16 protein-coding genes are annotated in these 19,175 nt (G+C 61.3%); 11 read left to right on the forward strand and 5 right to left on the reverse strand.

From position 1 onward, the window contains the following. The first annotated feature begins 8 nt into the window (after positions 1-8). From IP85_RS03905 to IP85_RS03920, 4 genes are all read left to right on the forward strand, one after another. Positions 9-290: a sarcosine oxidase subunit delta gene (locus IP85_RS03905; protein ID WP_054148344.1), complete on the forward strand. Its 282-nt coding sequence runs from the start codon at positions 9-11 to the stop codon at positions 288-290. Then, positions 287-3,244 carry a sarcosine oxidase subunit alpha family protein gene (locus tag IP85_RS03910; RefSeq protein ID WP_054148345.1) on the forward strand — a complete coding sequence of 986 codons (2,958 nt, stop codon included), beginning with the start codon at positions 287-289 and terminating at the stop codon, positions 3,242-3,244. The genes IP85_RS03905 and IP85_RS03910 overlap by 4 nt, the downstream gene beginning before the upstream one ends. Before the next feature lie 10 nt (positions 3,245-3,254). After that, the gene (locus IP85_RS03915) at positions 3,255-3,806 is read left to right on the forward strand and encodes a sarcosine oxidase subunit gamma family protein (RefSeq protein WP_054148346.1); all 552 of its coding nucleotides are present in this window, start codon (positions 3,255-3,257) and stop codon (positions 3,804-3,806) included. Positions 3,807-3,882: 76 nt separating this feature from the next. After that, on the forward strand, positions 3,883-5,019 hold the full coding sequence (locus IP85_RS03920; RefSeq protein WP_054148347.1) for a metallophosphoesterase: 1,137 nt from the start codon (positions 3,883-3,885) through the stop codon (positions 5,017-5,019). A 26-nt stretch (positions 5,020-5,045) separates the two neighbouring features. On the opposite strand, the gene IP85_RS03925 is transcribed toward IP85_RS03920, so the two are convergent. After that, entirely contained in the window at positions 5,046-5,372 is a 327-nt protein-coding gene (locus IP85_RS03925) for an XRE family transcriptional regulator (RefSeq protein ID WP_054148348.1), read from the reverse strand. Further along, the gene (locus IP85_RS03930) at positions 5,369-5,686 is read right to left on the reverse strand and encodes a type II toxin-antitoxin system RelE/ParE family toxin (RefSeq protein WP_236759289.1); all 318 of its coding nucleotides are present in this window, start codon (positions 5,684-5,686) and stop codon (positions 5,369-5,371) included. The genes IP85_RS03925 and IP85_RS03930 overlap by 4 nt, the downstream gene beginning before the upstream one ends. A 220-nt stretch (positions 5,687-5,906) precedes the next feature. Here IP85_RS03930 and IP85_RS03935 point away from each other — a divergent pair, with 220 nt between their 5' ends. From IP85_RS03935 to IP85_RS03965, 7 genes are all read left to right on the forward strand, one after another. Next, positions 5,907-8,333: an FAD-dependent oxidoreductase gene (locus tag IP85_RS03935; RefSeq protein WP_054148350.1), complete on the forward strand. Its 2,427-nt coding sequence runs from the start codon at positions 5,907-5,909 to the stop codon at positions 8,331-8,333. Between the two features lie 273 nt (positions 8,334-8,606). Then, positions 8,607-9,509: a branched-chain amino acid ABC transporter permease gene (locus IP85_RS03940; protein WP_054148351.1), complete on the forward strand. Its 903-nt coding sequence runs from the start codon at positions 8,607-8,609 to the stop codon at positions 9,507-9,509. A gap of 4 nt (positions 9,510-9,513) precedes the next feature. Continuing rightward, a complete protein-coding gene (gene livM / locus IP85_RS03945) occupies positions 9,514-10,908 on the forward strand; it encodes a high-affinity branched-chain amino acid ABC transporter permease LivM (protein WP_054148352.1) in 1,395 nt (464 codons plus the stop codon). After that, positions 10,908-11,780: an ABC transporter ATP-binding protein gene (locus IP85_RS03950; RefSeq protein WP_054148353.1), complete on the forward strand. Its 873-nt coding sequence runs from the start codon at positions 10,908-10,910 to the stop codon at positions 11,778-11,780. The genes livM and IP85_RS03950 overlap by 1 nt, the downstream gene beginning before the upstream one ends. Further along, on the forward strand, positions 11,780-12,508 hold the full coding sequence (locus tag IP85_RS03955; protein WP_054148354.1) for an ABC transporter ATP-binding protein: 729 nt from the start codon (positions 11,780-11,782) through the stop codon (positions 12,506-12,508). The genes IP85_RS03950 and IP85_RS03955 overlap by 1 nt, the downstream gene beginning before the upstream one ends. Before the next feature lie 18 nt (positions 12,509-12,526). Continuing rightward, the gene (locus tag IP85_RS03960; RefSeq protein WP_054148355.1) at positions 12,527-12,880 is read left to right on the forward strand and encodes a DUF6867 family protein; all 354 of its coding nucleotides are present in this window, start codon (positions 12,527-12,529) and stop codon (positions 12,878-12,880) included. Between the two features lie 166 nt (positions 12,881-13,046). Next, complete coding sequence (locus IP85_RS03965; RefSeq protein ID WP_054148356.1) at positions 13,047-14,162, forward strand: branched-chain amino acid ABC transporter substrate-binding protein; 1,116 nt, start codon at positions 13,047-13,049, stop codon at positions 14,160-14,162. A gap of 70 nt (positions 14,163-14,232) precedes the next feature. Here IP85_RS03965 and IP85_RS03970 read toward each other — a convergent pair whose 3' ends face one another. The 3 genes from IP85_RS03970 to IP85_RS03980 are packed head-to-tail and all read right to left on the reverse strand — an operon-like array spanning position 14,233 to position 19,116. Continuing rightward, on the reverse strand, positions 14,233-14,772 hold the full coding sequence (locus IP85_RS03970) for an AAA family ATPase (RefSeq protein ID WP_054148357.1): 540 nt from the start codon (positions 14,770-14,772) through the stop codon (positions 14,233-14,235). Between the two features lie 44 nt (positions 14,773-14,816). Beyond that, positions 14,817-15,740: a response regulator transcription factor gene (locus tag IP85_RS03975; RefSeq protein ID WP_054148358.1), complete on the reverse strand. Its 924-nt coding sequence runs from the start codon at positions 15,738-15,740 to the stop codon at positions 14,817-14,819. After that, positions 15,733-19,116, reverse strand: a complete 3,384-nt coding sequence (locus IP85_RS03980; RefSeq protein ID WP_054148359.1) for an ATP-binding protein — start codon at positions 19,114-19,116, stop codon at positions 15,733-15,735. The genes IP85_RS03975 and IP85_RS03980 overlap by 8 nt, the downstream gene beginning before the upstream one ends. Positions 19,117-19,175: the final 59 nt, after the last annotated feature.

The following is a 19,175-nucleotide window of genomic DNA, read 5'->3' on the forward strand; positions in this document are numbered from 1 at the left end:
ACATCGCCATGGCAAGCCTGATCACCTGTCCGCATTGCGGCGTCCGTCCCAAGGAAGAGTTCAGCATTCGCGGTGACGCGAGCCCGGTCCGTCCGGCGCCGGGTGCGCCTGACGATGCCTGGAACGCTTACGTTTTCATCCGCGACAATCCGAAGGGCCGGATCATCGAGCACTGGCATCACACCGCCGGCTGCCGCCGCTGGCTGGTGGTCGAGCGCGACAATGCTTCGAGCCACGAGGTCTATAGCGTGACGGATGCTAGCGAATACGCGAAGGAGGCCGCGCGATGACCGGTTACCGGCTTTCCTCCGGCGGGCTGGTCAATCGTGCCCGCACGCTGTCATTCACCTTCGATGGTCAGACCTATACGGGCTATGAGGGCGACACGCTGGCCTCGGCCCTGATCGCCAATGATCAGTTGTTGGTCGGGCGCTCGTTTAAATATCACCGCCCGCGTGGCATCGTGACGGCGGGCGCGGCCGAGCCGAATGCGCTTGTCACGATCGGCAAGGACGGTCGGACCGAGCCGAACACGCGCGCCACGGTAGCGGAGCTCTATCAGGGGCTGGAAGCCAAGAGCCAGAACCGCTGGCCGTCGTTGAAATACGATATCGGCGCGGTCAACAGCCTGTTGTCGCCGTTCTTATCCGCCGGATTCTACTACAAGACCTTCATGTGGCCGAAAGCCTTCTGGGAAAAGCTCTACGAGCCGATCATCCGGAAAGCCGCTGGCCTGGGCAAGACGCCGTTCATCGCCGATCCCGATCGCTACGAAAAGGCCTGGGCGCATTGCGACCTGCTGGTGATCGGGGCCGGTCCGGCCGGCCTGATGGCGGCGCGGGCTGCGGCGCGTGCGGGGCTTCGCGTCATTCTGGCGGATGAAGGGTTCCGGCTTGGTGGTTCGCTGCTTTCCGAACGCGTCACCGTCGGCGGTGTGCCGGCGGCTGACTATGCTGCCTCCGTCGTCGAGGAACTGAAGAGCCTGTCCAATGTCACGCTGATGCCGCGCACCACCGTGTTCGGCTGGTATGACGACAATGTCTTCGGTGCCGTCGAAAAGGTGCAGAAGCATGTCGCCCAGCCTTCGGGTGAGCTTCCGGTCGAGCGTGTCTGGCGCATCGTCGCCAAGCGGGCGATCCTCGCTTCGGGTGCTGAGGAACGGCCGCTGGTCTTCGGCGGAAACGACAAGCCGGGCGTGATGACATCTGGCGCCGTGCGCACCTATCTCAATCGCTATGGCGTGGCCGCCGGCCAGAACGTCGCCATCTTCACCAATGGCGGTGCGGGTTATCGCACGGCGGCTGATCTGGTCGCTGCCGGTGTGGGTGTCGCCGCCGTTATCGACGGGCGTGCGCAGTCTTCGGATGTCGCGCCATCAGGCGTGCGGGTCATCCGTGGTGGCTCCGTCATCGACACTAAGGGCACTTACCGGATCAAGGGTCTGATCGCCGAACGCGTCGGCCACCAGGAGGAGATCGCCTGCGATGCGCTGGCGATGAGCGGCGGCTATAGCCCGATCGTGCATCTTGCCTGCCAGCGTGGCGCCAAGCCTTACTGGTCGGACGAACACCAGGCGTTCCTGGCGCCTGATGTGGGCCACGGGTTCCGAATCGCCGGTTCCGCAGCCGGTCATGCTTCACTTGCTGCTGTCTTGCGCGATGGTGCAGACAAGGCGCATGAGGCGATCGGCGATCTCGGTCGTCTCGTCGGCACGGTCGACGTGCCGCAAGTCGAGGGTGAATTCGATGCCTGCTTCGCGCCGCTCTGGTATGTGCCGGGCGCCAAATCCAAGGCCTTCGTCGATTTCCAGAACGACGTGCATGTGAAGGACCTGAGCCTTGCCCAGCGCGAGGCCATGGGGCATGTCGAGCACACCAAGCGCTACACGACCGGCGGCATGGCGACCGATCAGGGCAAGCTCGGCAATATAGCTACGATCGGCATCATGGCCGGCATGCGTGGCGTGTCGCCTGCCGAAATCGGCACCACCACCTTCCGGCCCTTCTACACACCCGTTTCCTTCGGGGCGATGGCGGGCACCTCGCGGGGTGAACATTCGCGGCCCGTGCGCACCTCGCCGCTGCATGGCTGGGCGAAGAAAAACGGTGCCGTCTTTGTCGAATCCGGCCTCTGGTATCGCTCCTCCTGGTTCCCGCGCGACGGTGAGAAGACCTGGCGCGAGGCCGTCGACCGTGAAGTCTTGAACATCCGCGCCAATGCCGGCATCTGCGATGTCTCGACGCTCGGCAAGATCGAGATCTTCGGCAAGGATGCCGCGGAATTCTTGAACCGCGTCTATTCCAATGCCTTCCTGAAGCTGCCGGTCGGCAAGGCGCGCTACGGGCTGATGCTGCGCGAAGACGGGATGATCTACGACGACGGCACGACGAGCCGGTTCTCGGACGAGCATTTCTTCATGACAACGACAACGGCCTATGCCGGCGAGGTGATGACGCATCTGGAATTCTGCTCCCAGGTTCTCTGGCCGGATCTCGACGTGCGCTTCGTCTCCTCCAGCGATCAGTGGGCGCAGATGTCGGTCGCGGGTCCCAAGGCGCGGATCATCCTCGAACAGATCATCGAGGACGATATCTCCGACGAAGCCTTCCCTTTCCTCTCGGCCCGCGAGGTGCTGCTCAAGGGCGGCTTGAAGGCGCGTCTCTTCCGCATTTCCTTCTCCGGCGAACTCGCCTTTGAAGTGGCGGTACCCGCCAATTACGGCGAGGCGGTCGCCGATGCGATCATGGCGGCCGGCAAGCCGCATGGCATTTGCGCTTACGGCGTCGAGGCGCTCAACGTGCTGCGTATCGAAAAGGGCTTCATTACCCATAGCGAAATCGACGGCCGCACGACGCCCGATGATGTCGGCCTGGGCCGAATGTTCTCGACGCAGAAGGCCGATTTCATTGGTAAGCGTTTGTCGAGCCGCTTCGGGCTGACCGCTGCCGATCGGCCGCAGCTTGTGGGCCTGAAGCCTGTTGATCGCGACAAGAGCTTCGCTGCTGGTGCGCATCTCTTGAAGGAAAACGTCAAGCCGTCGACGCTGAACGACCAGGGCTGGGTGTCCTCCGTCTGCCATTCGCCGACGCTCGGCCACATGATCGGGCTTGCCTTCCTCAAATCCGGCCGCGAGCGGCTGGGCGAGAAGATCGTCGTCTGGGACGGTTTGCGCGGCTCGGAAGTCGTGGCCGAGGTCGTCAGCCCCGTCTTCTACGACCCCGACAACAAGAAACTGAACCTGTGAGGATCCTGCCATGCCGGTGACCTATGCCATCAGTCACGTGCTCGAGGACCACATTTCCGGTTTCGAAGCGACGCCGAACCCGCATCATCTCGCCATCCTGCGGGCAGTGTCCGTCTTCTCTGTGCTTGCCCATCCGGGCCATGAGGCTGACATCGACGAGGCGCTGACCAATCTCGAAGACGTGGCAGTCCGCGTCTGCGGACCGGGCGAATGGCTTGTCGTCAGCGAAACTGTTGCCGCTGACACGATCGCGCGGCAGCTTGCCGAGTTCGGGGCAAGCCGCGCCTCTTTCGTCGACCAGAGCGACGGGCGCGTGGTGCTGCGCATTCACGGGCCGAAGGTGCGGTCGATCCTGGCCAAATGCACGGCGCTTGACCTGCATGCCGATCTCTTCGAAATCGGCCAGTCGAGCAATTGCCAGATTTGCCATGTCGCCGCCAACCTCGCCCGCACGGGCCAGGATGCGTTCGAGATCATCGTGATGCGCAGCTTTGCGGGATTTGTATTCGACGAGATGCGCGAGATGGGCCGGGAGTTTGCGTTGACGGCGGGGTTTGCGTGAAGGCCTGACCATGGCATTCCTTCGGTGAACTGCCGGGGCTGTTTCGGCGTTTCAGATACAAAGGATCCCGCCCCGCATGTTCCACCTGATGTTCTCCCTGCCGTGGCTGATCGTGGCCTTGCGCTTCATCGCCCCCCTGCCGTGGCCGTGGTGGGTGCAGCTTTCGCTCGCCGTCTTTCTGCTGCTGGCCTCGCAATACCACCTGTTCAGCCGCTTCACGTCCGGATCGGTCTTCGCGCCGGAGTTTCCACGACCGCTGGTGATTGCCTTCAACCTGTTCTTCGGGGCGATCGTGCTCCTGGCCGCCATGCAGGTGCTCCTCGATATCGTCAGCATCCTGATCTTTGCCGTCACCTGGTCGTTTCCTGTGGTGCCGCCGGAGGTCCGTTACACCATGGGCATTGCGGCTTTAATGCTCGCAGCCTTCGGAATCAGCCAGGCGATTCGCGTCCCCCCGATCAAGCGTGTCGAGGTGGCAATTCCCGGACTGGCCCCAGAGTTCGACGGTTATCGGATGGTGCAGCTGACCGACCTGCATATCAGCCGGCTGTTTACCGGAAAATGGGCCAGCGCCGTCGTGGAGAAAACCAATGCGCTCGGTGCCGACCTCATCGTCATCACCGGGGATCTGATCGATGGCAGCCTGGACATCCGCCGCGAAGACGTCGCGCCGCTTGCGGGTCTCAGCGCTCGCAATGGTGTGCTCACCGTGCCCGGCAATCACGAATATTTCTTCGAAGTCGACCGCTGGCTCAAGCATTTCCCCGAACTCAACATGCGCATCCTGGCAAACGAGCATGCCGTGATCGAGCGCGGGGAGGGCAGGCTTGTCATCGCCGGGGTGACGGATCTTTCGGCGCGGTTCACAGGTGCCATCGAGCCGGATCTTGGAAGAGCGCTGCATGGCGCGCCTGCCGATGCCCCGGTCATCCTTCTCGACCACCAGCCGCGCATGGCAGAGCGGGCCGCAAAGCATGGCGTTGCGCTGCAACTTTCCGGCCATACCCATGGCGGCATGGTGCGCGGCCTCGACCGGATCGTCGCCCGGGCCAACAATGGCTATGTCTCCGGCTTCTACCGGGTCGGGGAGTTGCAGCTCTATGTCAACAACGGCACGGGCCTGTGGCCGGGCTTTGCGCTCCGGATCGGCGTGCCGGCGGAGCTGACGGAGTTCACGTTGCGGGCGGTGCCTGGGAATGCGGGCGGGCGGTGAGGCTGGTCGGGGATCGCCAGCCCCGTTCAGGAGGCCAAAGCCGGCTGGTCCGAGCCGTCTCGAGCTGAAAACGTCAGCCCTACCTTTACCCCGGGTGCCAGCCGGTGGTGGATGCGCAGCAGCCTATCAAGGGTGAACTTTGCCAGATCGGCATTGCGCACACGGGATATGTCGGCTGCGGCGACCCCCGTCATGCGCTCTGCTTCCCGGACGGTGATCTTGCGCTCGTCGAGCACGCCAATGATTTCGGCTGCAAGCCTTGCTTTCAGAAGTTTGGTTTCGGCTTCCGGATCACCGAAGTCTGCAAAGATATTGCCGCTGCCGCGCACGACTTCGAAATCGTCTTCACTCATGACATCATTTCCTTCAAGCGTTTCAGCCGAGCTTTTATCACCTCGACCTCTTTCTGAGGTGTGGCTATTCCCTTGGTGGATTTCTTTTGAAAGGCATGAACCACCCAGATCGCGTCGCCAATCTGGACCGCATAAACGACGCGATAGGCATCGGAGCGGTAAGGCAGTGCAATTTCCATAACGCCTGAGCCCAGGCCCTTCATTGGCTTTGCGATGTCGGCCTTTCGGCCCTCCGCTGCGATCACAAGCGCCGTTGCGATGATCTCGCGGGCGCCTGCCGGAAACGCCTCGAAGTCTTTGCGGGCAGGCTTCAACCACAAGATCTCTTTCATGTCTTATGTTGTCATATTTGACAACGCCTCGCAAGCTTCCCGACGGAGTTGTCAGGCGTACCGATGGCCGGTTCGCACGCCGCCCACAGAACACCCGCTATCACCCATGCGACATCTTTCGTCGCAGCATGGTCTTCTGGCTTTCATGCGCGCGATCTAGCTTTGTCGGATCAATCATTGCCGCCAAGGGGAGCGTTTTTCCATGAAGAGCCATGCGCGTGTCGTCGTCATCGGCGGGGGTGTCGTCGGGTGTTCGGTGCTTTATCACCTGACCAAGTTCGGCTGGACCGATGTCGTCCTGCTGGAGCGCTCGGAGCTGACCTCCGGCTCCACCTGGCATGCGGCGGGCGGCATGCACACGATCAATGGCGATCCGAACGTTGCCAAGCTGCAGAAATACACGGTCGAGCTCTACAAGGAGATCGAGGAATATTCCGGCCAGGACATCGGCTTGCACATGACCTCGGGCCTGATGCTGGCGGCCACGAAGGAGCGCTTTGACTGGATGAAGTCGCTGCTTGCCAAGGGCAAGTATGCGAACGGCGAGGCGACGTTGATTTCGGCACAGGAAGCCTATGAGATGATGCCGCTTCTCGACCCGAAGCAGTTCGTCGGCGCGGTCTTTGATCCGCATGAGGGCCATCTCGACCCTTACGGCACCACGCATGCCTATGCGAAGTCGGCCAAGAAGAATGGTGCGGAAATCTATCTGCACACCAAGGTCGAGGATCTGGTGCAGCTGGAAGACGGCACCTGGCGGGTGATCACCGACAAGGGTGAAATCCGCGCCGAGCATGTGGTCAACGCCGCCGGTCTCTGGGCACGTGAAGTCGGCCGCATGGTCGGGCTGGAGCTTCCGGTGCTCGCCATGGAGCATATGTATCTGATCACCGAGGACATGCCCGAGGTCATCGACTTCAACAACACGACCGGCAAGGAGCTGATGCACTGCGTCGATTTCGACGGCGAGATCTATATCCGCCAGGAGCGCAATGGCATGCTGATGGGCACCTATGAAAAGGATTGCCGCCCCTGGTCGCCGATCGAGACGCCCTGGACCTTCGGCCATGAACTCTTGGCGGAAGACCTGGAGCGCATTACCAATGAGCTTGAAATCGGCTTCCGGCATTTCCCGGCCTTTAACAATGCCGGTATCAAAAAGATCATCAACGGCCCCTTCACCTTCTCGCCGGATGGTAATCCGCTGGTCGGCCCGGTGCGCGGCATGACCAATTACTGGTCGGCCTGCGCCGTTATGGCCGGCTTTTCCCAGGGCGGCGGCGTGGGGCTGGCGCTTGCCAACTGGATCATCGAGGGCGATCCGGGCTTTGATGTCTTTGCCATGGATGTCTGCCGCTACGGCGATTATGCGACGCTTGCCTATACCAATGCCAAGGTGCGCGAGAACTATTCCCGCCGCTTCTCGATCCGCTATCCGAACGAGGAGCTGCCCGGCGCGCGGCCGCTTCTCACCACGCCAATCTACGACAAGCTGAAAAGCGCCGGTGCCGTGTTTGGCGCTTCCTACGGGCTCGAAACGCCGCTGTGGTTTGCGCCTGAAGGTGTCGAGGACGCCTTCTCCTGGCGCCGCTCGACCGATTTCGAGGCCGTCGGCCGGGAAGCCAGGGCCGTGCGAGACAGCGTCGGCCTGATGGAGACCTCGGGCTTTGCCAAATATATGGTGAGCGGGGAGGGGTCCCGCGACTGGCTCGACCATATGCTCGCCTGCAAGCTGCCGGAGGTGGGCCGCATGGCGCTCGCCCCGATGCTGAACGACGCCGGCAAGCTGATCGGCGACTTCACCGTTGCCAATCTCGATGACGAGGACTTCCTGGTCATCGGGTCCGGCATCGCCGAGGACTATCACATGCGTTGGTTCGAGAGCCATCTGCCGGACGATGGGTCCGTCGATGTCGAACCGCTGAACCTCAGTCTCGTGGGCCTGTCGATCGCCGGGCCGAAGTCGCGCGATGTGCTCGCCAAACTCACCCATCTCGACGTCTCTGACGAGGCTCTGCCGTTCATGGCGATCCGCGAAATGGATCTCGGCATGGCGCCGGTCATTCTGGGGCGCGTCAGCTATACCGGCGATCTCGGCTACGAGATCTGGATGCGCCCGGAATACCAGCGCTACGTCTTCGACAAGCTGATGGAGGCGGGGGCCGAGTTCAACATCTCGCTCTTCGGTCTCAGGGCACTCAATGCGCTCAGACTGGAAAAGAGCTTCGGCAGCTGGTCGCGCGAGTATCGCCCGCTCTATGGGCCGCTGGAAGCCGGGCTGTCGCGTTTCGTCGCGCTCAAGAAGGAAGCAAGCTTCATCGGCAAGCAGGCGGCGATGGAGGAGAAGCTGTCTGGCGGTACGCTTCGGCTGCGGACCTTCATCATCGATGCGAAGGATGCCGACGTCATCGGTGACGAGCCGATCTCCTACAAGGGGGAGGTGCGCGGCTGGGTGACGTCGGGCGGCTTTGCCCATCCGAGCGGGGTATCGGTGGCAATCGGGTACGTTCCGAAGGAGATCGCAGACGAAATCGACGGCTGGGAAGTGGAGATTCTTGGGGAAATCTTGCCGGCCAGACTGCAGCCTCAGTCGCTTTTTGACGCCAACGGGTCGCGAATGAGAAACTGAACCGTTTTCGACATAAATGGGCTTGCTTTAGTTCCATCCGATAGACGGCAGGTCGCTCTCGTGACCTGCTGATTTCGTAAGCTTTTTCTGCTGCTTTTTTGTGTGACCTGTCATTTCCCGTGTCAAAGCACCTGTTAACAGTAACATTTTGCCTGACGCCTGCCTTTTTGGCTTCACATTTTCGGACAAAGCGATATGGAATCCCCCGACGCCTATGCCCGCAAGGGATAACAAAATGAGACGCAACAGCAAGGCGCGTCCGGGGGATAATATATGGAGTACTTTGCCCAGCAGCTCATCAACGGGCTGACTCTTGGTTCCATCTATGGCCTTATCGCTATCGGCTATACGATGGTCTACGGCATCATCGGCATGATCAACTTTGCCCATGGTGATATCTTCATGCTTGGCGGCTTTGCCGCTCTCATCGCATTCTTGGTCCTGACATCCTTCTTTGCTGGCGTTCCCGTGGCGGTCGCCCTGTTTGTGATGTTGGTTGTTGCGATGCTGATGACCAGCCTGTGGAACTGGGTCATCGAGCGGGTCGCCTATCGGCCGCTGCGCGGTTCATTTCGCCTCGCGCCGTTGATCACGGCGATCGGCATGTCGATCGTTCTGTCGAATTTCATCCAGATCTCGCAGGGTCCGCGCAACAAGCCGATCCCGCCGCTGGTCAGCGATGTTCTGCATTTCGGCAATATCACCATCGCGCTTAAGCAGGTGATCATCGTCGTGGTGACGGTCGTCCTGCTCGCCGCATTCTGGTACATCGTCAACAAGACACCGCTGGGCCGCGCTCAGCGCGCCACGGAGCAGGACCGCAAGATGGCGGCGCTGCTCGGCGTCGACGTCGACAAGACGATCTCCATCACCTTCGTGATGGGTGCGGCACTCGCCGCTGTCGCTGGTACGATGTACCTTATGTATTACGGTGTCGCATCGTTCCACGACGGCTTCATTCCGGGGGTCAAGGCCTTCACCGCGGCCGTTCTTGGCGGCATCGGCTCCCTGCCGGGCGCCGTGCTTGGTGGTCTGCTCATCGGTCTGATCGAGTCGCTCTGGTCCGCCTATTTCAGCATCGCGTACAAGGATGTCGCAACTTTCGGCATTCTGGCATTCGTGCTGATCTTCAAGCCCACCGGCATCCTCGGACGTCCGGAAGTCGAGAAGGTTTGATCCCATGACTACTTCTGAAAACGTAAATGGTGCCGCGTCGTCCGGCACACTGGCGCGCGCCATCAAGGAAGGCCTGTTCGCCGGTATCATCGCACTTGGTCTGTTCAGCCTCTACATCGGCATCAAGACCGATCAGAATATGGCGAACGAGCTGATCTGGTACACGCGTCCCGGCCTTCTCGCAGTGTTCGTGCTGATCGCCGCAGTCGGCCGCTTCGCCATGGTGGCGTTCATCGCGCCATGGTTCGCGGCCCGCCGGGAAAAGAAGTCCGCTTCCGTTCCCGTGCATGAGATCGACGCCCAGCCGTCATTCTTCAAGACGCATTTCCTGAAGATCGCGCTGCTTGCGCTGATCCTCTACCCGCCGGTCATCGTTGCGCTGACCGGGGTTCAGGGTTCTCTCAAGTATGTCGATAACTTCGGCATCCAGATCCTGATCTACGTCATGCTCGCCTGGGGGCTCAACATCGTCGTCGGTCTCGCCGGCCTGCTCGACCTGGGTTACGTCGCCTTCTATGCAGTCGGTGCCTATTCCTACGCACTGCTTGCCCAGAATTTCGGCTTGTCCTTCTGGCTGCTTCTGCCGCTCGCCGGTATCCTGGCCGCCTTCTGGGGTATCATCCTGGGCTTCCCGGTGCTGCGTCTCCGAGGCGACTATCTAGCCATCGTGACGCTCGCCTTCGGGGAAATCATCCGACTGGTGCTGATCAACTGGCAGGACGTTACCAAGGGTACATTCGGTATCTCCAGCATTCCGAAGGCGACGCTGTTCGGCATGCCTTTCGATGCCTCGGCCGGCGGTTTCGCCAAGACTTTCGACCTGCCGATGTCATCAGCCTATTACAAGATCTACTTGTTCTACGTGATCCTGGCGCTCTGCTGCCTGACGGCTTACGTCACGATCAAGCTTCGCCGCATGCCGATCGGCCGTGCGTGGGAAGCACTGCGTGAAGACGAGATCGCCTGCCGCTCGCTCGGCATCAACACCGTCACGACCAAGCTTACGGCTTTCGCGATCGGTGCGATGTTCGGCGGCTTTGCTGGCTCCTTCTTCGCTGCACGTCAGGGCTTCGTTTCGCCGGAAAGCTTCGTCTTCCTCGAATCCGCCGTCATCCTAGCCATCGTCGTGCTCGGCGGCATGGGGTCGCTGACGGGGATCGCGGTTGCGGCGATCGTCATGATCGGCGGCACTGAAGCGTTGCGTGAGATGGAGTTCCTCAAGGTCATCTTCGGCCCCGAATTCACTCCGGAACTGTACCGCATGATCCTCTTCGGCCTCGCCATGGTCATCGTCATGCTGTTCAAGCCGCGCGGTTTCGTCGGCAGCAGAGAGCCGACGGCCTTCCTCAAGGAACGCAAGGCCGTCTCGGGCAGCTTTACCAAGGAGGGTCACGGCTGATGGCCTCCGGGAACACGACAATGAGCAATGATACGATCCTTAAAGTCGAGCATCTCTCGATGCGCTTTGGTGGCCTCATGGCCATCAACGACCTGTCCTTCGAAGCCAAGCGCGGCGAAATCACCGCGCTGATCGGGCCGAACGGTGCCGGCAAGACCACGGTCTTCAACTGCATCACCGGCTTCTATCGGCCGACCATGGGCATGATCACCCTGATCCAGAAATCCGGTGACCGCCATCTCCTCGAGCGGCTGCCAGACTTCGAAATCCCCAAGAAGGCAAAGGTGGCGCGGACGTTCCAGAACATCCGTTTGTTCTCCGGTCTGACGGTTCTCGAAAACCTTCTGGTGGCGCAGCACAATGCGCTGATGAAGGCATCCGGTTACACCGTGCTCGGCCTGCTCGGCCTGCCGGCCTACAAGAAGGCCGAGTCCGAATCGATCGAGAAGGCGCGCTACTGGCTCGAGAAAGCGGACCTGATCGCGCGTGCCGATGATCCGGCCGGAGATCTTCCCTACGGCGCCCAGCGTCGTCTGGAGATCTGCCGCGCCATGTGCACGGGTCCGGAGCTTCTGTGCCTGGACGAGCCGGCTGCCGGTCTCAACCCGAAGGAATCTCTGGCGCTCAACACGCTGTTGCGCGCTATCCGCGATGAAGGCACCTCGCTGCTCCTGATCGAGCACGACATGTCAGTCGTCATGGAGATTTCCGATCACGTCGTCGTCCTGGAATACGGCCAGAAGATCTCCGACGGCACACCTGATCACGTCAAGAACGACCCGAAGGTCATCGCGGCCTACCTGGGTGTCGAGGATGAAGAATTGGAAGAAGCGATCCACGAAGTCGAAGCCGTGGCGGGAGGAGAGCACTGATGTCCTCTGAACCGCTACTCAAAGTTTCCGGCGTCGAAACCTATTACGGCAACATCCGCGCGCTCGCGGGCGTCGATGTCGAAGTGCACAAGGGTGAGATCGTGTCGCTGATCGGTGCCAATGGTGCCGGCAAGTCGACGCTGATGATGACCATCTGCGGCAGCCCCCAGGCACGTACCGGTCGGGTGGTCTTCGATGGCGAAGACATCACCGAAATGCCGACGCACCTGATTGCCCGTCGTCGCATTGCCCAGTCGCCGGAAGGCCGTCGTATCTTTCCGCGCATGACCGTGCTCGAGAACCTGCAGATGGGCGCAGGCCTCGACAACCTGAAATACTTCAAGGAGGACGTGGAGAAGGTGTTCACCATGTTCCCTCGTCTGAAGGAACGTCAGAGCCAGCGCGGCGGCACGCTCTCGGGTGGCGAGCAGCAGATGCTGTCGATCGGTCGCGCGCTGATGTCGCGTCCGAAGCTGCTTCTCCTCGACGAGCCGTCGCTCGGTCTCGCACCGCTGATCGTCAAGGGCATCTTCGAGCAGATCAAGCGGCTCAACAAGGAAGAAGGCCTGACGGTCTTCCTCGTTGAGCAGAACGCTTTCGCCGCACTGAAGCTTTCCGACCGTGCCTATGTCATGGTCAATGGCAAGGTGACGATGAGTGGTACGGGTAAGGAACTGCTGGCCGATCCGTCGGTACGCGCGGCCTATCTCGAAGGCGGCCATCACTGAGCGCGGGGAGTATTTGACATGCAAGGTTTGTTTTTCGAAAGCGACACGACAGTCCGTCTCGTGCTGCGTTTCCTCGTTCTGCTCCTCGGCTTCTGGACCGCCTGGCGCACGGGCAAGGCCGCAGCGGAAGGCTGGGACGGCTACGGCACGGTTCTCGTCTATGTGCTGGGGCTGGGTTTTGCCATGCGTTTCCTGCACTACTCGCTGTTTGCCGGACCGTTCCTGAGCCCCTTCTATTACATCGTCGACGTCGTAATCCTGATGGCGTTTGCTGCAGCTGGTTTCCAGGCACGCCGCACCACGCAGATGGTCGACAACTACTACTGGCTCTACGAGAGAACTTCGTATTTCTCGTGGAAGAACAAAGATTGACAAGCCGTTGTTTTCTGTCGCAGATTGGCGACAGAAGGCTACGGCCTGGCATATAACAAGGCCTCGGCCAGATACAAAAGAGTGGAACAGTTTTCCGGCGCAGTCACAGCGGGTATTGCGCAGGGTTTTTATCCTAAACCCGCACAAAAAACTTGGGAGTAACAATATGAAGAAGTCTCTTCTTTCGGCAGTTGCGCTGACGGCCATGGTTGCCTTCAGCGGCAACGCCTATGCCGAAATCCTGGTCGGCGTTGCCGGCCCGCTGACCGGCCCGAACGCTGCATTCGGTGCACAGCTGCAGAAGGGTGCCGAGCAGGCTGCTGCCGACATCAATGCCGCCGGTGGCATCAACGGCGAAATGATCAAGGTGGTTCTCGGCGACGACGTCTCGGACGCCAAGCAGGGCGTTTCGGTTGCCAACAAGTTCGTTGCTGACGGCGTGAAGTTCGTCGTCGGTCACTTCAACTCGGGCGTTTCGATCCCGGCTTCTGAAGTCTATGCCGAAAACGGCATCCTGCAGATCACGCCGGCTTCCACCAACCCGAACTTCACCGAGCGCGGCCTGTGGAACACCTTCCGTACCTGCGGCCGTGACGACCAGCAGGGCGCTGTTGCCGGCAAGTACATCGCCGACAACTTCAAGGACGGCAAGGTTGCCGTCGTTCACGACAAGACGCCTTACGGCCAGGGTCTCGCCGACGAAACCAAGAAGGCGATGAACGAGCTCGGCGTTACCGAAGTGATCTACGAAGGCATCACTGCCGGCGAAAAGGATTACTCGGCGCTCATCGCCAAGATGAAGGAAGCCGGCGTCACCGTCGTCTACTTCGGCGGTCTGCACACGGAAGCTGGCCTGATCATGCGTCAGATGGACAGCCAGGGCCTGAACGCGACCCTGATGTCTGGCGACGGCATCACCTCGAACGAACTTGCTTCGATCGCCGGTGACGCAGTCGACGGCACGCTCATGACCTTCCCGCCGGATCCGCGCATGAACCCGAATGCAGCTGACGCCGTGAAGAAGTTCCGCGACGCTGGCTTCGAGCCGGAAGCTTACACGCTGTACTCCTACGCTGCCCTGCAGGTCATCGCAGAAGCTGCCAAGGCTGCCGCTTCCAACGATCCGGAAACCGTTGCGACGGCTCTGAAGGAAAAGGGCCCGTACACGACCGTCATCGGCGAACTCGGCTTCGACGCCAAGGGTGACATTACCCGCCCGGACTACGTCATGTACACCTGGAAGAAGGGCGAGGACGGCAAGTACTCGTACTTCCAGAACTAATTCGATCCTTCATCGGACCGACGGAAAGCCCGGCCTCGCGCCGGGCTTTCTGCGTTTGCAGTTCGTGATGTTAGTTGCCTGAGAGTTTGGCCAGAAGGAAGTCAGCGCGGTCTTCGACCGGGGCCTTCGGGAGAAGAACCAATGAATAGCCGAGCGCAGGATAGATCGTTGCCAATCGCTCGAACTCGGTGACAGCCGCTTCGAAATCATGCTGTCGTTCGGCGTCCTCGCGGTATATCTCGGGCCAGGGCGGTGTCAGGAATACGGTGGGATGGTATCTGTCCCGGCGGAGCAGGCTGTCCGTTACGCTGATGTCTCCGGTCGCATCTGCGAGGGCGGCATAGGCGTCTACCAGGCTTCTGTCGAAGAAGACCCAGCGGGATTTCAACGTGTGGGCCTCTTCGCGATCGCGGCGGCCCACGTCGATTGCTCTGCGCGCGAAATTCTCAAGGCTGACCCAAGGCAGGGACTTGCCATCGCCTGCCAGTTCCTCGGCGACGATGCGGCGGCCCGGTTCGGGCACGACTGCAAAGCCACGCCTGGAGAGTTCGGCAATCAGCGTCGACTTGCCGCCACCCGAACAGCCTGAGATCACGACGGCGTTTTCCATCCGGTTCCTCTCAAGGGAAAAGAGGGGGGGACGCGATTGCCTGGTCATCCCTCGCGCAAAACGTTGGCCGCCTTCACGGCGGCAGATGCACGGTTCTCCACCCCGAGCTTCGAATAGATCTGCTCAAGGTGCTTGTTCACCGTGCGCGAGGACAGGCCGAGGATTTCGCCGATGTCGCGGTTGGCCTTGCCCTTGGCGATCCAGAGCAGGACCTCGCTTTCGCGATGGGTCAGGCCGAAGCTTTCGCGCAGCATTTCGTCTTCGCTCTGACGGTTCGCCGAGGTCAGGCGGAAGAGATATTCGTCGGCGCCGATCGTGCCGAGCAATGACAGCGTCAGCGGCAGGCCGGTCGCGCCGGGAAAGGCAAAACTCGTTTCGGCCCGCTGTGGCGTTCCGGTGCGCCGATGGCTTAGCCATTCGGCAGCGGCCTTAGCCACATCGCCGATGCCCTCGGCATGACCGATCGCCGTCTCGATCAGACGGTTGGCCTGCGGCGTGGTCCAGTGGACCTGACCGTCACCCCTGATGGCGAGCAGATGGCGCCCGGCAGCGTCGAGCGCGACGCGGGCGCTCTGGGCCGAGCGGGCGTTCGAGAGGTGTACCCGGATGCGGGCGCGCAGCTCGTCGATGTTGATCGGCTTGGTGAGGTAGTCCACGCCACCCGATTCGAGTGCTTTCACCACATGTTCGGTCTCTGTGAGCCCGGTCATGAAGATGACCGGGACCTGGGCGACCACCGGATCGGCCTTCAAGGTGCGGCAGGTCTCGAAGCCGTCCATTCCGGGCATGACCGCGTCCAGCAAAATGAGGTCGGGGCTGATGCGGGCAACGATCGAGAGCGCGCCATGGCCCGAAGTGGCGATCAGGACGGAATAGCCCGATGCTTCCAGCGCTTCGGTGAGGAAGCCGAGCGCATCGGGACTGTCGTCCACCAGAAGCACGATATCGCGGCGGTTCGCCTCAGCCATGGATCGGCTCCCTGCCGGTTTCGAATGAGGTCAGGAAACTGCGCAGGCCGGCGAGGTCGAAGGCCTGCAGATAGGCGCGGGCCGCGTCGACGAAGGCCGTGGTGTTCCCCAGCCCGCCGAGTTCGGCAAGCTTTGCCTCGATGCCGCGGACATAGCCGATATCGCAGAGGCTGATCAACTCCTCGATATGCATCGCCCCCGGTGAGACCGGCCGCTCCGACGGCACTCCCGGCTGAAGCAGACGCGGGTCGTCTGCATAGATCCAGTCGAGGCCGAGAAAGCGAGCGAGCTTGTCACGCAGACGGGTGATGTCGACGGGCTTCGTGATCGCGTCGTCATGGCCATCACCGCCGGGGGCCGGCGCATCGCCGACATTGGCCGAGAGCATCAGGATCGGTGCCTTCTGGCCTACGTCACGCAGCTTTTCAACGAGTTGCCAGCCATTCATGCCCGGCATCGAGATGTCGACAAGGAAAAGGTCGGCCTTCACGCCTTCGATGAGGGTCAGGCATTCGGGCCCGCCACCTGCCGTCAGGACGACGAAGTCGAGCGGGGCGAGCACCTCACGCATCAGTTCGCGGTGGTCCTCGTTGTCGTCGACGACGACGATCGTGCGGCGCGGGCCGGTATAGGAGACGATCTTGCGCTCCGGTGCAGGTGCCGTATTCGGACGGTCGATGGCCGACAGCATCAGGCGCACCTTGAAGGTCGAGCCCTTGTCGCGCTCGCTGGTGACCGAGATCTCGCCGCCAAGCGTGTTGGTCAGGAGCTTGGTGATGGTAAGGCCAAGGCCGAGGCCCGGTTGCGGACGGATGTTGTCGGCCTCGCCGCGCTGGAAGGGTTCGTAGATGCGGTTGAGGTCCTTTTCCGAGATGCCACGACCGGTGTCACTGACGGTAAACGTCGCCACCTGGCTGCGATAATCGACGCTAAAGCGGATCGTGCCTTCCTCGGTGAACTTGATGGCGTTCGACAGCAGATTGACAAGGATCTGGCGCAGGCGCCGCTCGTCGGTGCGCACATAGAGCGGCAGGGCGCGCGAGCGCTGGTGCTCGAAGAGAATGCCTTTGGCGGCAGCCTGCGGCGCAAACATGTCGATGAGCTGGTCGAGGAAATCCTGAATATTGACCTCGTTGGAGAAGACCTGCAGGCGGCCAGCCTCGATCTTCGAGATATCGAGGAGGCCGTCGATCAGGCCGGACAGATGGTCGGCGGAGCGACGGATGACCTTGATCGCCGACTGGCGCGGCACGGGGATCGTCTCGTCGCGCTCGAGGATCTGGGCATAGCCGAGCACCGCATTGAGGGGCGTCCGAAGCTCGTGGGAAAGGCCGACGACATAACGGCTCTTCGCGCGGTTCGCCGCTTCCGCGGTCTCTTTGGCATTCTGCAGCGCGGCGTCCGTCTTCCGATGCGCGGCGATTTCCTTGAGCAGCAGCGTGTTTTGGCGGGAGGATTCCTCTTCCGCCACGACACGGCTGTCATGGGCAAGCACATAGAACCAGGAGACGATACCGGCGATGATGGCGAAGATGAAGAAGACGACGGTGACCGCGCGGTTGACCACGTCGGTCATGGCGGGGGTCGCGGCATTCACCTGATGGGCGATGACCGCAAGGATGATGCCGATGACGGAAATCGAGATCATGGCGGTCAGCGCGTATCGGCCGAGACGTGTGGAGAAGGTCTCGATCACCGCTTCCGGTAGAAGTGCGCGGGCAACTGTCGCGGCCTGTGCATTGATCTTCGCATGCGGCTTGCACATGTCGTGACAGCGGCTGTCGAGCGTGCAGCAGAGCGAGCAGATCGGGGCTGCATAGGCGGGGCACCAGGCCATGTCCTCCGGCTCGAACGGATGCTCACAGATCGAACAGGTGATGCCGGTCTGGTTCTTCCAGCTGTAGCGCGGCTTGCGGGCCAGGTAGAACTTGCCGTCGGTTGCCCAGGCGATCCGCGGGGAGATCACAAAGGCGACCAGCGTCACATAGGTCGACAGCGAAGCCATGGTCGAGCCGAAGGCGCCGAAATGGGCGGCGAGCGCCAATCCGGCAGAGAGCGCCATGGTGCCGCAGCCGACGGGATTGATGTCGTAGAGGTGGGCGCGCTTGAACTCGATGCCGGGCGGGGACAAGCCGAGCTTCTTGTTGACGAAGAGATCGGCTGAAATGGCGCAGAGCCAGCTCATGGCAATGATCGAGAAGATGCCGAGCGTTTCTTCGAGCAGGCCGTAGATGCCGAGCTCCATCAACAGCAGGGCGATCGCGACGTTGAAGACCAGCCAGACGACGCGCCCCGGATGGCTGTGGGTCAGGCGCGAGAAGAAGTTCGACCAGGCGAGCGAGCCTGCATAGGCGTTCATCACGTTTATCTTGAGCTGAGAGATGACGACGAAACCCGCCATCAGCAGCATGGCTGCCGTCTCGTTCGGGATCATGTAGCCGAAGGCCGCGACATACATATGGGCGGGATCGGCGGCCTCGCTGATCGGCACGCCGGTCGAGAGGGTCAGGACGGCGAGGAAGGAGCCTGCCAGCAGCTTGGGCACACCGAGCACGACCCAGCCGGAGCCGGCGAGAAAGATGCCGACGCGATGGTGCAGCTTGCGGGCGCCTTCCGGCGGCAGGAAGCGCAGGAAGTCGACCTGTTCGCCGATCTGCGGCATCAGCGCCAGAATGACGGCGGAAGCGGCACCGAATTCAAGGAGATTGAAGGGGGCGGTCTCGCCCAGATGGGCGTTGGAGTGGCCGACACCGGCGAAAGCCAGCCACAGGTCGATCTTTTCCCAGTCGAGAAAAGCTATGAAGATGAAGGGCAGGATGTTCAGCACGATCCAGAAGGGCTGGGTGATCAGCTGGAACTTCGAGATCATCCGGATGCCGTAGGTCACCAGCGGCAGTACGGCCACGGCGGAGATGATGTAGCCGAGCCAGAGCGGAATGCCGAAGGCGAGTTCTAGCGCCTTGGTCATGATCGAAGCCTCGATGGCAAAGAGCATGAAGGTGAAGGCTGCATAGATCAGCGAGGTGATGGTCGATCCGATATAGCCGAAGCCGGCGCCGCGGGTCAGAAGGTCGATGTCGACCCCGTGGCGGATTGCGTAGCGACTGATCGGTATGCCGACGAGCAGCATCAGGATCGCGGCGACGATGATGGCGAAGAAGGCGTTGGTGGTTCCATAGGCGATCGTGATCGTGCCGCCGATGGCCTCCAGTGCCAGAAAACTGATCGCGCCGATTGCCGTTTGCGAGATGCGACTGGAGGAGAATTTGCGGGCGCTCTTTGCCGTAAAGCGCAGCGCATAGTCTTCCAGCGTCTGGTTCGCAACCCAGCGATTGTATTCGCGGCGAACGGGGATGATGCGTTGGCGTGCGGCCATGCCTAAATTCTAGCGCCTTGTTGTGAGTGGCTTTCCTTTAGGCATTTTCACGCGATTGT

This window comes from Rhizobium sp. AAP116 (genome assembly GCF_001295785.1).
In the GTDB taxonomy this organism is placed as follows: domain Bacteria; phylum Pseudomonadota; class Alphaproteobacteria; order Rhizobiales; family Rhizobiaceae; genus Allorhizobium.